General features: G+C 41.8%; 13 protein-coding genes. 11 read left to right on the top strand and 2 right to left on the bottom strand.

Annotated elements, in window-relative coordinates; all coding sequences use genetic code 11:
• Positions 1–34: 34 nt before the first annotated feature.
• Positions 35–1,738, top strand: a complete 1,704-nt coding sequence (locus G3T18_RS03030) for an ABC1 kinase family protein (RefSeq protein WP_224409046.1) — start codon at positions 35–37, stop codon at positions 1,736–1,738.
• A 40-nt stretch (positions 1,739–1,778) separates the two neighbouring features.
• A complete protein-coding gene (locus tag G3T18_RS03025; protein WP_224409045.1) occupies positions 1,779–2,501 on the top strand; it encodes a Stp1/IreP family PP2C-type Ser/Thr phosphatase in 723 nt (240 codons plus the stop codon).
• Between the two features lie 130 nt (positions 2,502–2,631).
• Here the strand turns inward: G3T18_RS03025 and G3T18_RS03020 are convergent, their stop codons facing one another.
• Both G3T18_RS03020 and G3T18_RS03015 read right to left on the bottom strand, forming a co-directional pair.
• Positions 2,632–3,216: a D-glycero-alpha-D-manno-heptose-1,7-bisphosphate 7-phosphatase gene (locus G3T18_RS03020; RefSeq protein WP_224409044.1), complete on the bottom strand. Its 585-nt coding sequence runs from the start codon at positions 3,214–3,216 to the stop codon at positions 2,632–2,634.
• Entirely contained in the window at positions 3,209–4,171 is a 963-nt protein-coding gene (locus G3T18_RS03015; protein ID WP_224409043.1) for a glycosyltransferase family 9 protein, read from the bottom strand. The genes G3T18_RS03020 and G3T18_RS03015 overlap by 8 nt, the downstream gene beginning before the upstream one ends.
• A gap of 139 nt (positions 4,172–4,310) precedes the next feature.
• Between G3T18_RS03015 and ispD the strand changes: the two genes are divergently transcribed.
• From ispD to G3T18_RS02970, 9 genes are all read left to right on the top strand, one after another.
• Complete coding sequence (gene ispD, locus G3T18_RS03010; RefSeq protein ID WP_224409042.1) at positions 4,311–4,994, top strand: 2-C-methyl-D-erythritol 4-phosphate cytidylyltransferase; 684 nt, start codon at positions 4,311–4,313, stop codon at positions 4,992–4,994.
• Positions 4,995–5,198: 204 nt separating this feature from the next.
• Positions 5,199–6,152 (top strand): glycosyltransferase, encoded by a 954-nt coding sequence (locus tag G3T18_RS03005; protein WP_224409041.1) that lies wholly within the window; start codon positions 5,199–5,201, stop codon positions 6,150–6,152.
• 204 nt (positions 6,153–6,356) lie between these two features.
• Positions 6,357–7,547, top strand: coding sequence for a hypothetical protein (locus tag G3T18_RS03000; protein WP_224409040.1), 1,191 nt, complete (start codon positions 6,357–6,359; stop codon positions 7,545–7,547).
• 14 nt (positions 7,548–7,561) lie between these two features.
• Complete coding sequence (locus tag G3T18_RS02995) at positions 7,562–8,554, top strand: pentapeptide repeat-containing protein (protein ID WP_224409039.1); 993 nt, start codon at positions 7,562–7,564, stop codon at positions 8,552–8,554.
• Positions 8,555–8,650: 96 nt separating this feature from the next.
• Entirely contained in the window at positions 8,651–9,322 is a 672-nt protein-coding gene (nfi, locus tag G3T18_RS02990; protein WP_224409038.1) for a deoxyribonuclease V, read from the top strand.
• Positions 9,323–9,719: 397 nt separating this feature from the next.
• Complete coding sequence (locus G3T18_RS02985; protein ID WP_224409037.1) at positions 9,720–10,349, top strand: FHA domain-containing protein; 630 nt, start codon at positions 9,720–9,722, stop codon at positions 10,347–10,349.
• Positions 10,350–10,491: 142 nt separating this feature from the next.
• A complete protein-coding gene (locus G3T18_RS02980) occupies positions 10,492–12,462 on the top strand; it encodes an FHA domain-containing protein (protein ID WP_224409036.1) in 1,971 nt (656 codons plus the stop codon).
• A 281-nt stretch (positions 12,463–12,743) separates the two neighbouring features.
• A complete protein-coding gene (locus tag G3T18_RS02975) occupies positions 12,744–13,565 on the top strand; it encodes a hypothetical protein (protein WP_224409035.1) in 822 nt (273 codons plus the stop codon).
• A 173-nt stretch (positions 13,566–13,738) separates the two neighbouring features.
• Positions 13,739–18,109 (top strand): two-partner secretion domain-containing protein, encoded by a 4,371-nt coding sequence (locus tag G3T18_RS02970; protein ID WP_224409034.1) that lies wholly within the window; start codon positions 13,739–13,741, stop codon positions 18,107–18,109.
• Positions 18,110–18,298 lie beyond the last annotated feature (189 nt).

The following is an 18,298-nucleotide window of genomic DNA, read 5'->3' as shown; positions in this document are numbered from 1 at the left end:
GACCGATAAATCTATTCAATACAAGCCAACTCCTGTGTCAACGAAGCGGGATACCCGACTAGAGCGCACAAAATCAACTTATCGTTGGAACCGAGAAAATTATTCTCGTACCCGAAGGCGTATTGATATTTGGCTTTTTGTTTTAACCTTCTTGTCTGGGCTGTGGTGGGATAGCAAAAAATGGAGCTATCCCAGGGGATATACCGAAGAAAAACGCATTGCTCGTCGCAAATCCCAAGCAATCTGGATTAAAGAAAGTTTGCTTGAATTAGGTCCGACTTTTATTAAAGTGGGTCAGTTATTTTCCACTCGTGCGGATCTCTTTCCTGCTGAATATGTAGAAGAACTAGCGAAATTACAAGATCGCGTTCCTGCTTTTAGCTACGAACAAGCTGCTATCATTATCGAGTCAGATTTAGGTAAACCAGTTACTCAGCTATTTAGTTCTTTCGATCCAACACCTCTTGCAGCCGCATCTCTGGGACAAGTTCATAAAGCTCAGTTACACAGTGGGGAAGAAGTAGTAGTCAAGGTACAGCGACCGGGGCTAAAAAAGCTATTTACAATCGATTTAGCAATTTTAAAAAGAATTACTATTTACTTTCAAAACCATCCTCGCTGGGGTAAGGGAAGAGACTGGTTGGGAATTTATGAAGAGTGTTGTCGCATTCTTTGGGAAGAAACTGATTATCTCAATGAAGGTCGCAATGCTGACACTTTTCGGCGTAATTTTCGCGACTGTGACTGGGTTCATGTTCCCCGCGTTTATTGGCGCTATACTTCTCCGCGAGTTTTGACTTTAGAATATTTACCGGGAATTAAAATTAGTCATTATGAGGCTTTAGAAGCGGCGGGTTTAGACCGTAAGCTGTTGGCAAGACAGGGTGCAGAAGCTTATTTACAACAGTTGCTTCGTGATGGCTTTTTCCATGCCGATCCTCATCCAGGAAATCTGGCGGTTAGTCCTGATGGTGCTTTAATTTTCTACGATTTTGGCATGATGGGTCAGATTAAGACTAACGTGCGCGAGAAATTAATGGAAACATTATTTGGGATCGCCGAAAAAAATGCCGAGCGCGTGGTTTCGTCTTTGGTGGATCTGGGCGCATTAGCACCAATGGATGATATGGGTCCGGCAAGACGTTCGATTCAGTATATGCTGGATCACTTCATGGATAAACCGTTTGAGGAACAATCAGTTGACGCGATTAGTGATGACCTCTACGAAATTGCTTACGATCAACCTTTTCGTTTTCCGGCAACGTTTACTTTTGTTATGCGAGCTTTTTCGACCTTGGAAGGAGTGGGAAAAGGTTTAGATCCAAAATTTAATTTTATGGAGGTTGCACAACCTTTTGCAATGGAAGTTATGACTAACGGTAGAGCTAGCAATGGTAATAGTATTTTCGATGAATTGGGCAGACAAGCTGCTCAAGTTGGCAGTACCGCTTTGGGTTTGCCGAGGCGGATTGAGGATACAATTGAAAAATTAGAGCGCGGTGACTTGCGCGTGCGGGTGCGCTCTATTGAATCTGAACGAGTGATGCGGCGCTTGAGTGCTATTCAGTTAGGAACCAACTATACTTTACTAATTAGCGCTTTTACTTTGTCGGCAACGATTTTGTTTGTTAACGATCGATTTGTCCTCGCTGGATTAGTAGCGATCGCGGCGGCTTTTGCTGCTTTTGCTTTATATCGTTTACTCAAACGGGTCGATCGGATCGATCGGATGTTCTAATTTTGTTCGTAAATTTTGTGACGCTACCAAAGAACCGTTTATGAAACGTCGCTTCGAGGGTCTCAGCGATCCTGGACTTATTCGCACTGTTAATCAGGATTATTACTATACTGACCCTGATGAACGCTTTTTCGTGGTCGCCGATGGTATGGGGGGACACGCCGGAGGACAAGAAGCTAGTCAAATTGCTACTGATGCTATTCGAGCTTATTTGGAGAAGCATTGGGATTCGGATGCTGGCTCGGATGTTCTCTTAAAAGGCGCGATCGCCTGGGCTAATGATTTGATTATCGATGACCAACAAACTCATCCTGAGCGTGCTGATATGGGGACGACCGCAGTGGTGGTTTTGTTCCGTCAAGGCAAAACTTGGTGCGCTCATGTGGGTGATTCTCGCCTCTATCGTCTCCGAGACACGAAATTAGAACAAATTACTGAAGACCATACTTGGGTGGCACGGGCGCTCAAAGCTGGTGATATGACCGCAGATGAGGCGCGAAGTCATCCCTGGCGTCACGTCCTTTCTCAGTGTTTGGGACGCAAAGAGTTACACAAAATTGAAATTCAAGAGCTTGATGTGCAAACTGGCGATCGCTTACTTTTGTGTAGTGATGGTCTGACTGAAGAAGTCCCTGATGAAATTATTGCCGATAAACTTTACTCTGGTGATGATTGTTTCCAAATCGCTGAAGCTTTGGTTGAAGCTGCTAAAGTTAATGGGGGTTCTGACAATATCACAGTTGTAATTATTTGTCAAGGGTAAAATTACTCTAATTGCTATGTCTTAGCTCGGAACAAGCCTTGCCGATGCTCAAAGGCAAGCGAACTGAGGCAATCATTTAAATGAACAAAAAGTCCTTTCTAAGCTCGCATTTTCAGGAAAATCGCTCGCCCTACTTTACTGAGAGAAAAATCCACTCGACAGCTTCAGCAAGATCTCGAGCCAGATAATCTGGTTGAGTAGGGTGTTGATAAGTTCCACCGATGACATTTTTCCCGTAACCAGTTTTCACTAAGATTCCCTGAGCACCTGCATTGTGCGCCAAGTCAATGTCGGTAGCCTTATCTCCTACCACAAAACTGTTAAAAATGTCAAGATCGTTTTCCCAAGCAGCAGCCACTAACATTCCCGTATTAGGTTTGCGCCAGGTACTCCAGCGCGTAAATTCTGGATTAGTTCCCCCAGCTTCCGGACTAAGATAGGGACAGAAATAAAGAGCGTCTAACTTTGCCTTAGCCTCAGCATACAGCAATTGGCACAGACGCTCGTGAAGTGCTTCTACATGAGAAAGTGGATAATATCCTCGTGCAGGTCCAGACTGATTAGAAATCAGACAGCAGAAGATACCCAAATTATTCAATTGGCGGACAGCTTCGGCTGCGCCAGGAATGAGATGTAAGTCCTCAACATTACGGATATAACCCGCTTCAACATTGAGGACACCATCGCGATCGAGAAAAACTGCTCTTTTAGCCACGCCAAATTTGTTCGAGAACGGTTTCCGGTTCGATATCAGCAATCCAGCGACTAGGAGACTGGATAGCGATCGCAGTTTCACTATCTGGGGGAAGCAATTTTTTCGCTTCCGTCGGACCGAATAAAGCGATCGTATAAGTACCAACAGCGACAGCTAAGTGCATAGGCGCACTATCAGTACATAACATTAGATTAGCACCAGCGATCGTCGCTGCTGACTTCCCGATATCTGGAGGCATTGTCACAACGAGATTATCGCAAGCCTGCATCATCATTGCCACAAATTGACTATCTTCCGGACCTTGTAGCAAAACGACGGGTAACTCAGGCTGTTTTTGTTGAAGATCTCCAATAATTTGCTGCCACTTTTGCACCGGATAAACTTTATCAATGCCTTTCGCTTGAGCCATAGAGCTAGAACCACCATGAATTAAGATATAGCCACTATCTTTAACTTCGAGGCGTTTTTGTTCTGCTTCTGCCCAATCGATATCTGATTTAGGTACATTGATTTTAAGTTCCGGACAAGTAGTTTGGATACCCAGACCTTGTAAAAGATCGTGGTACATATGGGCAGCATATTGCTCAGTTTTGAGTGGTACCGCACGGTTGAGGAACCAAGAGCGATCGGTTTTGTAGCCAACTCGTACCGGAATCCCATTGAGCCAGAGTAATAATCCTACCGTCCAACGACGGCCCAAAGAAAGAGCAATATCGTACTCGCGATCGCGGATAATACCCAACAAATTGAGATAATCTGCTAAACCATTACGGTCTTTAAAATCGAAGACGAGAACTTCATCGACGTATTGACAAACGCGGTAAGCCGATTTCGATCGCGGCTCTACCATAACATCGATCGCGGCTTTCGGATATTGCCGCTTCAAGTCTTCTAAAGTTGGGAAGAACAGAATTTGATCGCCAATTCCGCCAGGAACAAGGGCTAGTATTCGCATTTCAATTAATAGAACTGACGTATTTTGAACGGGTTTAGTACAAAAAAGATGGTAATTGATTAGATTCGGTACGCGCCCGCCCATACAATTTTAAGGGAACACAGATCCAAAACGATTGAATAATATCTTAAATTCGACAATGTATTTATTAATTCCCGCAGCCGGAATGGGACGACGCATGGGCAGCGATCGCAATAAACTTTTATTGAGTTTACTCGGTAAACCTTTACTGGCTTGGACTTTAGAAGCTGCTGAGGCTTCTCGTCAAATTAGCTGGATCGGTATTATGGGGCAAAAAATCGATTTTCCCGACTTCCAGACAATTATTGCTCAAGTTAATCTGACTAAGCCGGTGAAATTGATTCAGGGAGGGGATACTCGACAAGAATCAGTTTATAACGGCTTACAAGCTTTGCCAACCGATGCCGAAAGAGTTTTAATCCATGATGGGGCAAGATGTTTGGTAACACCAGAGTTATTCGATCGCTGTGGGGAAGCTTTATTCACTTGTCAGGGTTTAATTGCGGCTGTACCTGTGAAAGATACGATTAAAGTTGTAGATCGAGCTAAAGTAATTCAAAGTACCCCCGATCGCCAAAATTTATGGGCTGCACAAACTCCCCAAGGCTTTGATGTCCCACTGTTAAAGCAATGTCATCAACAAGGAAAAAATTCTGGCTGGAAAGTGACAGATGACGCGGCTTTATTAGAAAAATGCGGTTTCCCTGTCAAAGTCGTTGAGGGAGAAGAGACAAACTTGAAAGTAACTACACCTGTAGATTTGGCGATCGCTGAATTTATTCTCCATCAACGAGGTGGGTGATTGGGGAGGAGGTGATTGGGGAGGAGGTGACTGGGGACTGGGGAGGAGGTGACTGGTGACTGGTGATTGGGGACTAGGAATTCAGTTATCAGTAAATAGTTCTCAGTTTATCTCCCAATTCCTCCTTGTCTCCCCCCTCTTCCCCCTCCTCCTTGTCTCCCAATCCCTAATCTCCAATCCCTAATCCCTAATCCCCAATCTCCTATGAAAAAATTACCTTCAGTCTCGGTAATAGTACCAATTTACAACGGCGAGAAAGATTTGCCAGACTTAGTTAGTTGTTTGTTAGCGCAAACCTATCCCGCCGAACAAGTTGAGTATCTGCTAGTGGATAATAACAGTAGCGATCGCACTGCCGATCTTCTCCAAGCTGCGGCTGAGGATGCGGCTAATCGAGGTCTAACGATTCGCTCTTTGACTGAAAAGGAAATTCAAAGTTCCTATGCGGCTAGAAATACTGGTATTAAAGCAGCTATAAGCGAAATTTTGGCTTTTACTGATGCTGATTGTCGCCCAATACCCGATTGGTTACAGTTGTTAGTCGAACCTTTTGCTAACTCTGAAGTCGGTTTAGTCGTTGGGGAAATTGTTGGTTTACCAGGGACAACTCTTTTAGAAAAATACGCCGAACAAAAAAGCGTGTTGTCGCAAAAATTTACTTTAGAACATCCTTTTTGTCCTTACGGGCAAACTGCTAATTTAGCTATTAGGCGAGAAGCTTTTACTGAAGTTGGTTTATTTCGTCCCTACATGATAACTGGTGGTGATGCGGATATTTGTTGGCGAATTTTGCAGTCTACAGACTGGAAGTTAGAATTTGCCGCGAAAGCAATTATTCGCCATCGTCATCGGTCAAATTTACGCGAATTACGCAGTCAATGGCGGCGTTATGGGAAATCTAACCGCTACCTCCATGAATTGTATGGGGTAGATTTGATGCGCGAAGCGACTAACAAAGAAATAATTTATCGTTTGGGTAGATGGTTATTGAAAGAATTACCTGTTGCTAGCTTTGGTGCGATCGCCAAAAAAAATAGCTGGCTTGACGCGATCGCTACTCCTATCGATCTTATCGGTTTTTACTCGCGATCGCTCGGACAAAAAGAAACTCAACTTCCAGAGTTAGCTAAGAAAATCGATCGATTGTCTAATCAGTGACCAAAAATCGCTGTTAGCAAGCAGTTTATCCTCCCCCTCTTCCAAGTCTCCCAATCCCGAATACACTAATTCTCTTGACAAAAATAACTTTTTGTGATATATAGCACCAAGATTAGTAATAGTGCAAAAATCAACTAGCTACCAGTGGTTAGTAAAGATTGAAATCATTTATTATAAACAAGAGTATTAACTCAAAATTTGAAGATGGCTCTATTATCTCTCCTCGATCGAATCGTTCTTGATTTAGAACAAGATGAAAATGCAACTCGAATCAAAAAATTAATTTATTCTCTCTGCACGAGCAAATGGGAAAATAATTTAGAAACAATCGAAAATTATCCCTTGCAAAATTTAGTAAAAAATATTTTGCAAACTTATCCAACTTTGGATGATTTAAGCAGTGCTGTTTATGAAATCGTGCAAAGTTTAAATAGACAAGGAGTATATTCCTTCGTTGGCAAAACAATTATTAACAAATTAAGTTTGTTATACAATGAAAAAACAGAAACTACCCAATTAGTTGCTAGTCTCCCCCAAAAAAAAGCTGAATCTCCCTATAACCAAATGGCTGTGAATTTAGAAACAGACAAAAATTCAGCTCGAATCAAAAAATTAATTTTTGCTCTTTGTAAATGCCGTTGGGAAAATGATTTAAAGGTAATTGAAAGTTTAAGCTATCCCAGCTTACTAACTGAATTACAAACAGCTTATCCAAATTTAAATCAATTAAATACTGCTCTTTTTCAAATTGTTCAAAGTCTTAACCGTAAAGAAATTTATACAGAAGTAGCCCAAACAATTATTAACAAAATAAAACCTTTATATGAGCAAGGTGAAGAAATCACCGAAGTTAAAGAAACCCAAGAAAATTCTTTAACTGAAACTGATGAAGACTCAACTGGAATTGTTGTTGGCGCCGAATCAACTGGAATTGTTGCTGGTAAAACAACAAGAGAAATTGTTGCTGAGGAAAAATTACCAGAATTCACCTTAGAATCAGCAGGAGAAGACGAAAGTTTCGTAATCAATACCGCAGAATCTAGCTTAAATAATAACTTTACTCAACCAGAAACCTTAACTCGCTCGACAGCGCAAATTAGCTACGATACCTTTGAATTACGACGGCAAATAATGAACTATACTAATCCGTTGCGAGTAAAGATTTTAGTATTTTCTATCTTGCATCGCGAATTTGATTATAGCGAACACGACTGGAGTTTACTCAAAGGACACGAATTAGATGAATTACTTGACAATTTATTTTCTAGTTGTGCCACACTTGAAGAACTAGAATCAAAATTATCCAGCACAGCCGAAAGTTTACCCGAAACTGAGGAAAATAGTCAAGCAGCAGGGGCGATTATGCAATTAATTAAACCATTTTATGCTTATTGATTTGAGTAAAAACTATGGATGGACAAGAAATTATTGATTTATATGCAGCAGGAGAAACCAAATTTAGCGGCGTAAATCTGAGCGGTGCAAATCTCTATGCTGCTGACTTAATCGGGATTATTCTTAATGGGGCAGATTTGCACGGTGCAACGTTGATTTTTGCATATTTAAGTCGAGCAAATTTGAAGAAAGTTAACTTTGTGGGGACTAAGTTAGGTGGTGCTAATTTAAATCAAGCTTGGCTGACGGGAGCAAATTTTCATAATGCGGATTTGCATGGTGCTAGTTTACAAGGTGCTGACTTGCGGAATGCAGATCTTACCTTAGCTAATTTACTGGATGCTAATCTAATGTTAGCAGATTTACGGGGTGCAGATTTAAGTGGTGCTAACTTGACAGGAGCTTGTTTAAGGGGTGCTAATTTACGGGAAGAAAAAAGAATTTATTTAGCTAATTTACGAGGTGCAATTTTACACAAAGCTGATTTACAAGGTTCGGATTTTCAAGGAGCAGATTTAGCAAAAGTCAATCTGAGTGGGGCGAATTTGCGCGAGGTAAATTTTCGAGGTGCAGATTTGCGAGAAGCTAACCTGAGTGGTGCAGACTTAAAAGGAGCCTTTTTAACAGAAGCTAATTTGGTGGGTACTAATTTACAGGGTGCGAATTTAGCGAAGGTAAAATTAGAAAGAGCTAGAGCGATTGAAGCCGATTTGAGTGGAGTAAATTTGCACAGTGCGGTGATGCCTGATGTTAATTTTAATAAAGCCAATTTAAGTGGAGCAAATTTATGTTTTACGCGGATGAATCGGGCAGATTTAAGTCGGGCTAATTTGAGTCGAGCTAATTTAAGTGAAGCAGAATTAGTTGAAGCTTATTTGGCGCGGACAAATTTGAGTGAAGCAATTTTAAGTAATGCGAATTTAATTCGGGCGGAAATGAGTGGTGCTAATTTAGTGGGAGCTTATTTGCGAGGTGCAACTTTACCTGATGGTAAAATTGGTACTTAGAAAGAAAAAACAGTTATTAGCGCGATCGCGTTTCTCCTCGATTTAATTTTAGACGAAGAATAGTGACAGTGAAAGAGAAAGCGGCGACAAAAAAAAATGAAAATAAATCAAACTCACCCTTGGTCCCTCACCGCCGAAGAAGCGACAGAAATCCAGTTAAAATTGGTTTCTCAGGTAGTTACTGAAGATCGCTTGGGAGAGGTGAAGTATGTAGCTGGGGTTGATGTGGGTTTTGAAGATAATTATGCAGTAACGAAAGCCGCCGCAGTAGTTTTGACGTTTCCGGAATTGACAGAAGTGGAAAAGGCGATCGCGCGACGCCCGACGACTTTTCCTTATATTCCCGGTTTCCTTTCTTTTCGCGAAATTCCCGCTCTGTTAGCAGCCTTAGAAAAATTAACAGTTACTCCCGATTTAATTTTATGTGACGGTCAAGGAATTGCCCATCCCCGGAAGTTTGGGTTAGCTTGTCATTTGGGGGTAATTATCGATTTACCGACAATCGGGGTGGCAAAATCCTTATTAGTTGGGAAACATGAAGAATTACCAACTGAAAAAGGCAATTGGCGACCTTTAGTTTATAAAGGAGAAACCGTAGGCGCAGTTTTGCGATCGCGTACTAATGTTAAACCACTTTACATTTCTAGCGGACATCGAATCAGTCTGCCCACAGCGATTAATTATGTTTTGCGCTGTACTCCCAAATATCGCTTACCAGAAACAACTCGCAGAGCAGATCGACTCGCCTCCAGTCGAATTATATCTTAATTGGGACTAGGAATTGGGAAGAGGGAGAGGAGGAGGGAGACAAGGAGGATAAGTGGATAACTGGTAAATGCGGATACGTGCTAACTGTTAACTGTTAAATGATACTGAGATAGATACCCGGATGTGTCGAGTAAAACCCAGAAAGATAGACAAATAGCTGAGTAGAAAAACTCTTATTTTTCGTGTTCGTCATTCTTATATTTATATTTAATTCGGGAAACAAGATCTACAGACAGTTTAGTCAACCGTCATGTACTTTTAGTGAAACAAAGATTTAAGAGAGAAAATAGATAATTACCAGAAACCCAAAGTGCATATCATCTCAACCTCAACCTAATTTAACTACTGAACTAAACTAACTTGAGTAATTTTACAGCCAGCAGAGAGATTAAAAACTATGCCAGAACTAACTTTAGAATGGATGGAAGATAGCGAGAAAAAAATTGAGACAATTAGCGAAACCCAGCAAAGCAAAAATCCGGGAACTGTTCGCCTCGGACGAGATCCCGCACGCTGCGACTTACATCTTACTCATCCTACCGTCTCTGGGTTGCACGTGGAAATCTTTTTCGATTCTCAACAAAATCAATTTATGTTGCGTAACCTGCGCGATACTAACCCACCTGTGGTAGACGGAAAAAGAATCGATCGAGGAGTTGCACCATTAAAGCAAGGTAGCAATATTCATTTAGGGCAAACTTTACTCACTGTAACTAATATTGTTAGTAAAATTCCCGCAACTATTGTTGTACCTCCCAACCCCGCAAACATCAATCATCAAGCGGAAGCGGAAAAAGCTAGCACAGCCCCCAATCCCACACCAGTTAATCAGCAAGCGGAAGTAGGAAAAGCTAGCACAGCCCCCAATCCTACACCAGTCAATCAGCAAGCTAAACCTAAATATGAGTTGCAATGTCCCTGTTGTCATCGCACTTCCCCATACGAAAATATCGATTTTGGCTGTAAGTGGTGCGGTACTTCTCTAGCAGGAGCAGTCAGTGTCTTGATTATACCTGAAGAAAATTGACTCAAGCTCCGAACCAGAGACGTTTCCGGTAACGTCCCGACATTAAAACCTGACAATTTTTCTTCATATTTTTGGCAAATTGTCAACCACCGAGGTTAGCGTATTTTTATAACTTAACTTCGCCAAAACCCCCTAAACTAAGATGAATCAAGGACAAATTAAATTAAGTTGGGAAGATCCCGGAACAGGCGAGATTCGTCAACCGACATTAAATTTACCGATCGCCTTGGGACGAGAATTTCAGCAAATGCCTGGGGAAATGGGAGGTAGCCGCGTTACTCGCATTGTCCTCGACAGTTTGGAAGTTTCTCGCTACCACGCCCTTATTGACCGCGAAAACGGCAATTTAGTCATTACTGACCAAAATAGCAGTAACGGAACTTATGTCAACGGTCAGCGCCAAACTAAAGCTAATCTGGCTAGTGGAGACACACTGCAACTCGGACCATACCAAATTACTCTCACTTTTGGTGCTAGTGCTAGTACAGTAGTAGCCCCGACAAGTAATTCCCAAATTTACTTTAATCCCAACACCCAAATTCCCGATCCCAGTCAACCACCACCTCAACCAGTAGCTTCTGCAAGCGGTAGTTTTCCGCCCCCCGTATTTCAACAATCACAAGTAGATGTCCAAGATTTACACGCTACGGGTTTACGAGTCGATGAAGTAGATTATTTAACTATTGGTGCAGGGTTAGGTAGCTTTATTTGGGCAGATTTGCTGCGTATTTTTGGGGTAAAAAGGGAACAAATCGTTGCTTTGGGGGTAGATGCGAAACCTTATGGACGCTATAAACAATTGTGCCTGAATTCGCAAATTCCCTTACATGAAAGACTGCGATCGAATTCCGATTCTTGTCCTGATAATATTTGGGGTTGGCCGAGTTACGCTTGGCGCGAAGCATGGCACGATTTGACTAAAGGTAAGATTGGCAATGCTTTGGGCTATTTGTGGCAAGTATTTGCTGAACCAACTTTCGCCCAAACGTATACACCTCGCGCGGGAAATGTCTTTGATTCGATCGATCGCGAAGAAAATAGAATTGGTTGGGGACAAATGTTTCGCTATGGTAGCGCGAGATCTATTCGCCATACTACCGACGGACGTTATGCTGTTGCTTATTCGAGTACAACTACGGCGGGACGAAATCATGCTTTTATTGTCGCCCGTTATGTTTATCTCGCAACAGGTTATCCCGCGATTAAGTTTCTTCCTGACTTACAAGCTTATCGAGAGAAAACTAAGGATTTTCAATCGGTAGTTAATGCTTACGAAAACCACGACCATGTTTACGAACATTTGCAAAAACAAGGTGGAACGGTTTTAATTAGAGGACGGGGAATTGTTGCTTCTCGGATTATTCAACGAATTTATCAAGCAAGACAAAGCAATCCGAATATTCGGTCGATCAACTTGATGCGATCGCCAAAACCTGAAGGTAATAAGTACAAAAACGCCCAGCGTTTTGTCGAACATCATATCGAATTTCAGCCTTTCAATTGGCCCAAAGCTTGTTGGGGAGGGGATTTGCGTGTAGAATTGGAAAAATCTGACCCCACGAAACGGAAAAGTTTAATTAACGATTGGGGGGGAACTACGACTGCGGATAGAAAAGACTGGCGGCGTATTGTCAATGATGGCATGAAAGAAGGTTGGTATCGGATTGAGTTCGGCGAAGTTCAGCGAGTGGAAAAAGAAGCTGATGGGGTGATTACTTATATCAGCGAGAAGCATTATAAAGGAGAAACGCGCATCAAGGCTGACTTTATTATCGATGCTACTGGTTTAGATGCCGATGTCAAGGCTAGCCCTTTGCTTAACGATTTAGTTACTCACTACAATTTACCTTTGAATAACCAAAATCGCTTGGCTGTTAGTAACGATTTTGAGTTGGAAGGAATGCGTACCAATCGAGGTAGAATGTTTGCGGCTGGTGCAATTACTCTCGGTGGACCTTATGCTGCTGTGGATAGTTTCCTCGGTTTGCAGTATACCGCTTTACGAGTCGTAGATCGTCTCGCCTCAGTGCGATCGCCTGGTTTAAAGCGGTTAAATCTCTTTCGTTCTTTCGGACAGTGGTTAAAGTGGGTAGGAAATAAACCGCCTTGTTGAACTGTTTTTTGTTAATAGTAATTTTGCCCGCAAACGCGGGCTTTTTGCTGGCAATTTGTCTTAATCTCTCAAGAAAATTTTTCCCATTAGCTTTGACAAGTCATTCTTAAGAGGTAGAAAATAATCCTTTTTTAGATAGAGTGACTTTCGCTTGTTAAAAGGAGATAGTAGGGTTGTTGGATAGCAAATTCTAATCACAAACGCAAATCAATATCTCTTGTCTAGTACAAATAGATAAATTTGCTCGTTTTTTCAACATTTTTTGAATTCTAGGAATAATCATGCGTAACACTGAAAACCAGACTAATCCTAATCATAGACCAACAACTCGTTTAGGGAATGACCCTAATATAGAAGTTAATACTAATCCCACTAGCGACCCCGAAAAGGCTGCTTCCTACGAAAGTGGATATGTTCATGGTCAAGCTGTTGAACATCGTCGGGAAAGAAGAAACCAAACTGTACGAGATAATGATAACGCGGCTCGTGGTTTGTTAATTGGTATTTTGGCAACTTCTTTGGTAGCATTAGCAGTAGGTTTGGCTTTCTTGTTCAATGATAGAGAACCAGAATTAGAATCTACTCCAGATGCGATCGCTCCTACGGAAACTGAAGAGTTACAACCAGAAAATCAAACAACTATTATCGAGGAAGATCGACAACCCGATACTACCATTATTCAAGAAGATCGACAACCTGACGGTCAAACTACGATTATCGAAAGAACTAGAGAAACGGTTACTGATGTAGTTCCAGTTCCTGTTGAGGAAAATGATCCGACTGAATCAGAAACTACTGCTCCTAATCCTAACCCAGAATCAACTCAACCAAGCGTACAAGAAAATAATACTACGATTCAAGTAACTCCTCAACCAGAAACTCCATCTAATAACACTAATTCTGGTGCGACTGAAGATACTCCTGCTGCTAATTTTCCTTCAACTCGCAGCACTGGTAATCCCACTGATTCTTCCACAGGAAATACGACGACAAATCCTCCTCAAGATAGTAGCGAACTGGAAACTGATTCCACTGAAAACACCAATACTACTTCACCAGGAACAAATTCTACCACTAACTCTACTTCCGGGGCAGGTCAGTAAAAATTCCTCTCTGAGATTAAACTAAATTACCTTCAAAATCCGCTAATTTCAGACAAATTAGCGGATTTTGCTGATAAAAATTAAAAGTTTAATTTTCTTAGCAAACTCAAGATTTCGTTTTAGTTTAAACTATCTTGGTAAGAGCGAGATATCTTCACTGGAAAACAAACTCTATGCTGCGTCAAAAGTTAAATTTTCCTCTTCTCAAGAATAAAAAACTCATTTTTTCACTTTTAACTCTTGCTAATTACACCATTTTATGTTATGGAAATTTAGCAATAGCCCAGTTAATTCCCGATCGCAGCCTCGGTGAAGAAAATTCTACCGTCACCCCCGATAATATTAACGGCATTCCCAGCGACATCATCGACGGTGGTGCTACACGCGGGACAAATCTTTTCCATAGTTTTCAAGAATTTAACATTAATCAAGGACGCGGGGTTTACTTCTCAAATCCAGCTAATATTGAAAATATTTTTAATCGCGTCACAGGTAACAATGTTTCTAATATTTTCGGGACATTAGGCGTTTTAGGTAATGCTAACTTATTTTTAATTAATCCAAACGGAATTATTTTTGGACCGAACGCGAGATTAGATTTGCGAGGTTCATTTTTCGCTTCCACAGCCGATAGTTTAGTCTTTAATAATGACTTTGAATTTAGCGCGAGTAACCCCGAAGCCCCACCTTTATTAACAGTTAATATGCCCATTGGTTTGCGATTTCGCGACAATCCAGGAACTATTATTGTCCAGGGAACAGGAATTAATCGCCCGGAATTTGATGAAAGTTTAAGCGAGCGAGAAAACGAACTCAACTTTCAACAAGCATTGTTAAATAATTCTCAAGGTTTGCAAGTAGAACAAGGTAGAAGTTTAGGCTTAATTGGTGGCGAAATTACCTTAACAAGCGGACTCTTAAAAGCCGAAGCAGGAAATATTGAACTAGGTAGCGTTGGGGAAGGTTTTGTCAGCTTAATTTCCACAGCTAATGGCTTTACTCTCGGCTATGAAGAAATTAGTGATTTCCGGGATATTCAACTATTACAAGAGTCAGGAGTTTTTGCTAGCGGTGAAGGTGGCGGTGACATTCAAATAGTTGGTAGAAATTTGTTAGCGCGAGAACTTTCTGAGATTCAAGCTACTACTTTGGGGGCTAACTCGGGAGGCGATATTATCATCAAAACTTCCGAATTAGTTGAAATTAGAAGTAATGGGCAAGATGAAGAATTACCTACGACGATCGCGGCGGCAACATTAGGGACGGGAAATGCTGGAGATGTACAGATTGAGACTGGACAATTACAAATTATTGATGATGCGGCGGTAGGAGTTATTTCTTTAAGTGAAGGCAATGCAGGTAAGATTCAAATTACCGCCGATTTGCTAGCAATAAACAGCAATTCAATATTAACTACGATCGCGTTAGCTAGTGGTGAAGCCGGAGATATAACTATCGAAACTGGACAATTACAAATGGCAGATGCGTCCCAAATTATTACTGCTACTCAGGGAGAAGGTAATGGCGGAACCCTAGAAATTAACGCTCAAACAATTGTACTTACTGATAATGCTAGCCTAGGGGCAGGAAGTTTCGCGCTAGTCAATTCAGGAAATGGCGGGAACGTCAAAATCCAAACCGAACAGTTGCAAATGAGCGATTTAGCAGAAATTCTGGTAGGAACATTAGGATCTGGCGATGCAGGATCGTTGGTAATAACTGCTGAAAATATAGAAATGAGTGGCGATGCTGGTGTCACAGCAGGAACATTTGGTCAAGGTAATGCTGGGAATGTAACCATTACCACGCAACAGTTACAAATGAGCGATGAGGCATCGATCGCTACTGCTACATTAGATAGTGGTAATGCCGGAACTTTGTCTGTTGAAGCAGAGACAGTCACCCTTAGCGGTAATGCGAATCTCGTTGCAGCGACGACGGCTGAGGGTGATGGAGGCAATATTTCACTCGCAACCAGACAGTTACTGCTACAAGATAAAGCCTCGATAACGGCGGCAACGGAAGGTGTAGGTAATGGTGGTACTCTGGAAATACTTGCTACGGATTTAATCGAATTAACTGGTTCGAGTGGGCTGAGTACGGCAACGGAAGGTCAAGGTACAGCAGGTAATGTAAATATTGAAACAAACGAGTTAATTTTAGGCGATCGCGCTTCCTTAACTGTAGGAACTATTGCTGAAGGTAATGGTGGTACTTTGGACATCCAAGCATCTCAGTTGGTGCAACTTACTGACAGCAGTAGTATTCTCACGGGAACTTTTGGCGATGGAAATGCAGGTAATGCCAAGATTGCCACTGAGCGTTTTTTGCTGCAAGATGATGCGTTTATCGTGATTGGTTCCTTCGGTAACGGTAATGGAGGAACTTTAGCAGTAAATGCTAGTGAGGATCTGATTCTGAGTGGTTCGAGTTATATTGTTGCTGGAACTCAAGGTTTAGGTACTGGTGGTAATCTCAACATTGAAACTGAAAATTTCCTGGCTGAAGATCAAGCATCGATCGGAATTGCCACAATGGGGATCGGCAATGCTGGTACTTTGGAAATACTAGCTGATGTCGTAGAAATGAGGGGTGAGAGTAGTTTAGGGGCGGGTACTTCTGGCGCTGGAGATGCCGGAGATGTGAGGATTAGAGGCGATCGCGTTTTCCTATCCGACGGCGCTTTGATTCAAGCTATTACTTCCCAAACTCCTCCCGAAACCGCTAATGAGAATCTGGAAAGCGGGATGCTGGAAGAAGCAATTGATAACGCGATCGCTACTAATAGTTTAGATATTGAGGCACAAGCTTTAGCTTTGGTGGAAAATTCTACTAATGCAGAAGGAGAAATTGTTGTTATCAATGGGGCGGGAAGACTACAACTCAGCGTTCCCAACATTTTAGCTAGTTCTTCTCAAACTGAACCAACTCTCACTAATAACGAAATTGAGGCGACTACTGATTTTGGTAATGCTGGTAATGTCATTATTCAAACTGACTTGTTAACTTTGCAAGACCAAGCTTCTATTTTGGCAGAAACTCGCAGTAATGGTACAGGAGGATCGATCTCTATAACTCAAGCGGAAACAGTCGATCTCAATGAGGGAGGTAAGATTAATGCGGGGGCTTTTGCGACTGGTGATGCTGGTAATGTCACGATTGACACTAGACAATTATTGCTGCGAAATGGCGCACGAGTCGAAGTTAGTACCGAAAGTAACGGAAAAGGAGGAAATATTCAAGTTCGGGCTGCGGATTTGGTGGAATTAATCGGGACTTCAGCCGACGAACAAACTTATACTGGTTTGGTTGCAGCAACTTCGAGTACAGGAGATGCGGGAAGGGTGAGTATTGAAACTCGACGCTTGGTTATTCGTGATGGTGCAGCCGTTGGAGCAAGTGTCGATACTATTGTTGATGAAGCTATACCAGGAGATGTTTTTCCAGTGGAAGGGGGTACTGTCAATGTCATTGCTTCGGAGTCGGTGGAAATTCTGGGGACTTCGGCAAATGGCGTTTATCCTAGTAGTTTAACGGTGACAACGGAAGATATTGGCGATGCCGGAAGTATTTTCGTGTCTACACCTAGGTTGATTATCGGCGATCGCGCTCAAATTACGGCAACTACTTCCGGAATTGGTGCGGCTGGTGATATTCGTCTGGAAACTGAAAGTTTGTCACTGTTTGAGGAAGCTTTGATTGTTGGTGCTACTTTCGCTTCTGGTGATGCAGGTGATGTTAATATCCAAACTGAAGTTTTGACTGTTCGCTCTAATTCGCAGATTAGTGTTATCGGGCAAGGTACGGGAAATCCTGGTAGTATTAATGTTACCGCTACGGACAGTTTACTCTTGGATGAAGGTGCATTTTTGGCTGCTTCAGAGTTAGGTAAAGGTGGTAATATTACTGTTTCTTCGCCAGATATTCGCTTACGCAATGGTAGTACGATTTCGGCGATCGGTGGTAGTGCTGGTAATGTTAGTCTTGAAGGTAATATTACTATTAATACTGAAACTTTGGTTTTACTAGAAGCTAGTAGTATTATTACTGATGCTGTTGCTACTCAAGGTGGTAGTAACATCGTGATTAGTCCTCTCAATGGTGACGATTTATTTGTTTTTCAGTCTCCAGATAGCACGATTAATGCTAGCGGTGATTTACAAATTGATACCGATCTTGATGATGAATCATTTGAAATCGTGCAATCTCAAGAAGTAGATCCTAATCAAGAAGTGGCTACTAATGCTTGTCAACAAGGTGAGGGAAGTGAGTTTGTTGTTACCGGGAGGGGTGGTTTACCCACTAATCCCAATCAAGTTTTGGAAGCAGAAAATATTACTACGGGTTTTATCGATCCTGTGGCTCCTAGTCGTGCCACAATTGTTGAAGAGGAAGAGAATGTTAGTGTTTCTTCTCCAACCCGAAAAACGCCTGCGCGAGGTTGGGTGGTTAATGACAAAGGTGAGGTGGTTTTAGTTGCTTACGATCCTACGACAACGCCAATTCAGCGTCATTTAGTTAATCCTGCTTTGTGTCAGGAATAAGAGCTGATTTTTTGTTAATTAAAGGTAAAATTTTACGGAAATGATTGGTTATTAATTGGAGATTTAAGGTCACAAATTAGAGGTAAAATGTTATTAATTGGGAGTGAAATATTACTTGAGCGCGCTACGATCGCCGACCACCTTTCCTGACAAATTTTTCAGCTATTGGGCGAGCGAAAACCTTGACTT

This window comes from Oscillatoria salina IIICB1 (assembly GCF_020144665.1).
Classification (GTDB): Bacteria; Cyanobacteriota; Cyanobacteriia; order Cyanobacteriales; family SIO1D9; genus IIICB1.
This window is presented reverse-complemented; position numbering and strand designations above follow the sequence as displayed.

Excerpts from the sequence above, each read along its gene's own strand:
- G3T18_RS03000 (WP_224409040.1), top strand. The coding sequence starts at position 6,357 with ATGGCTCTATTATCTCTCCTCGATCGAATCGTTCTTGATTTAGAACAA.
- G3T18_RS02985 (WP_224409037.1), top strand. The coding sequence starts at position 9,720 with ATGCCAGAACTAACTTTAGAATGGATGGAAGATAGCGAGAAAAAAATT.
- G3T18_RS02970 (WP_224409034.1), top strand. The coding sequence starts at position 13,739 with ATGCTGCGTCAAAAGTTAAATTTTCCTCTTCTCAAGAATAAAAAACTC.
- G3T18_RS03005 (WP_224409041.1), top strand. The coding sequence starts at position 5,199 with ATGAAAAAATTACCTTCAGTCTCGGTAATAGTACCAATTTACAACGGC.
- G3T18_RS02980 (WP_224409036.1), top strand. The coding sequence starts at position 10,492 with ATGAATCAAGGACAAATTAAATTAAGTTGGGAAGATCCCGGAACAGGC.
- nfi (WP_224409038.1), top strand. The coding sequence starts at position 8,651 with ATGAAAATAAATCAAACTCACCCTTGGTCCCTCACCGCCGAAGAAGCG.
- G3T18_RS02995 (WP_224409039.1), top strand. The coding sequence starts at position 7,562 with ATGGATGGACAAGAAATTATTGATTTATATGCAGCAGGAGAAACCAAA.
- G3T18_RS03015 (WP_224409043.1), bottom strand. The coding sequence starts at position 4,171 with ATGCGAATACTAGCCCTTGTTCCTGGCGGAATTGGCGATCAAATTCTG.
- G3T18_RS03025 (WP_224409045.1), top strand. The coding sequence starts at position 1,779 with ATGAAACGTCGCTTCGAGGGTCTCAGCGATCCTGGACTTATTCGCACT.
- G3T18_RS02975 (WP_224409035.1), top strand. The coding sequence starts at position 12,744 with ATGCGTAACACTGAAAACCAGACTAATCCTAATCATAGACCAACAACT.
- ispD (WP_224409042.1), top strand. The coding sequence starts at position 4,311 with ATGTATTTATTAATTCCCGCAGCCGGAATGGGACGACGCATGGGCAGC.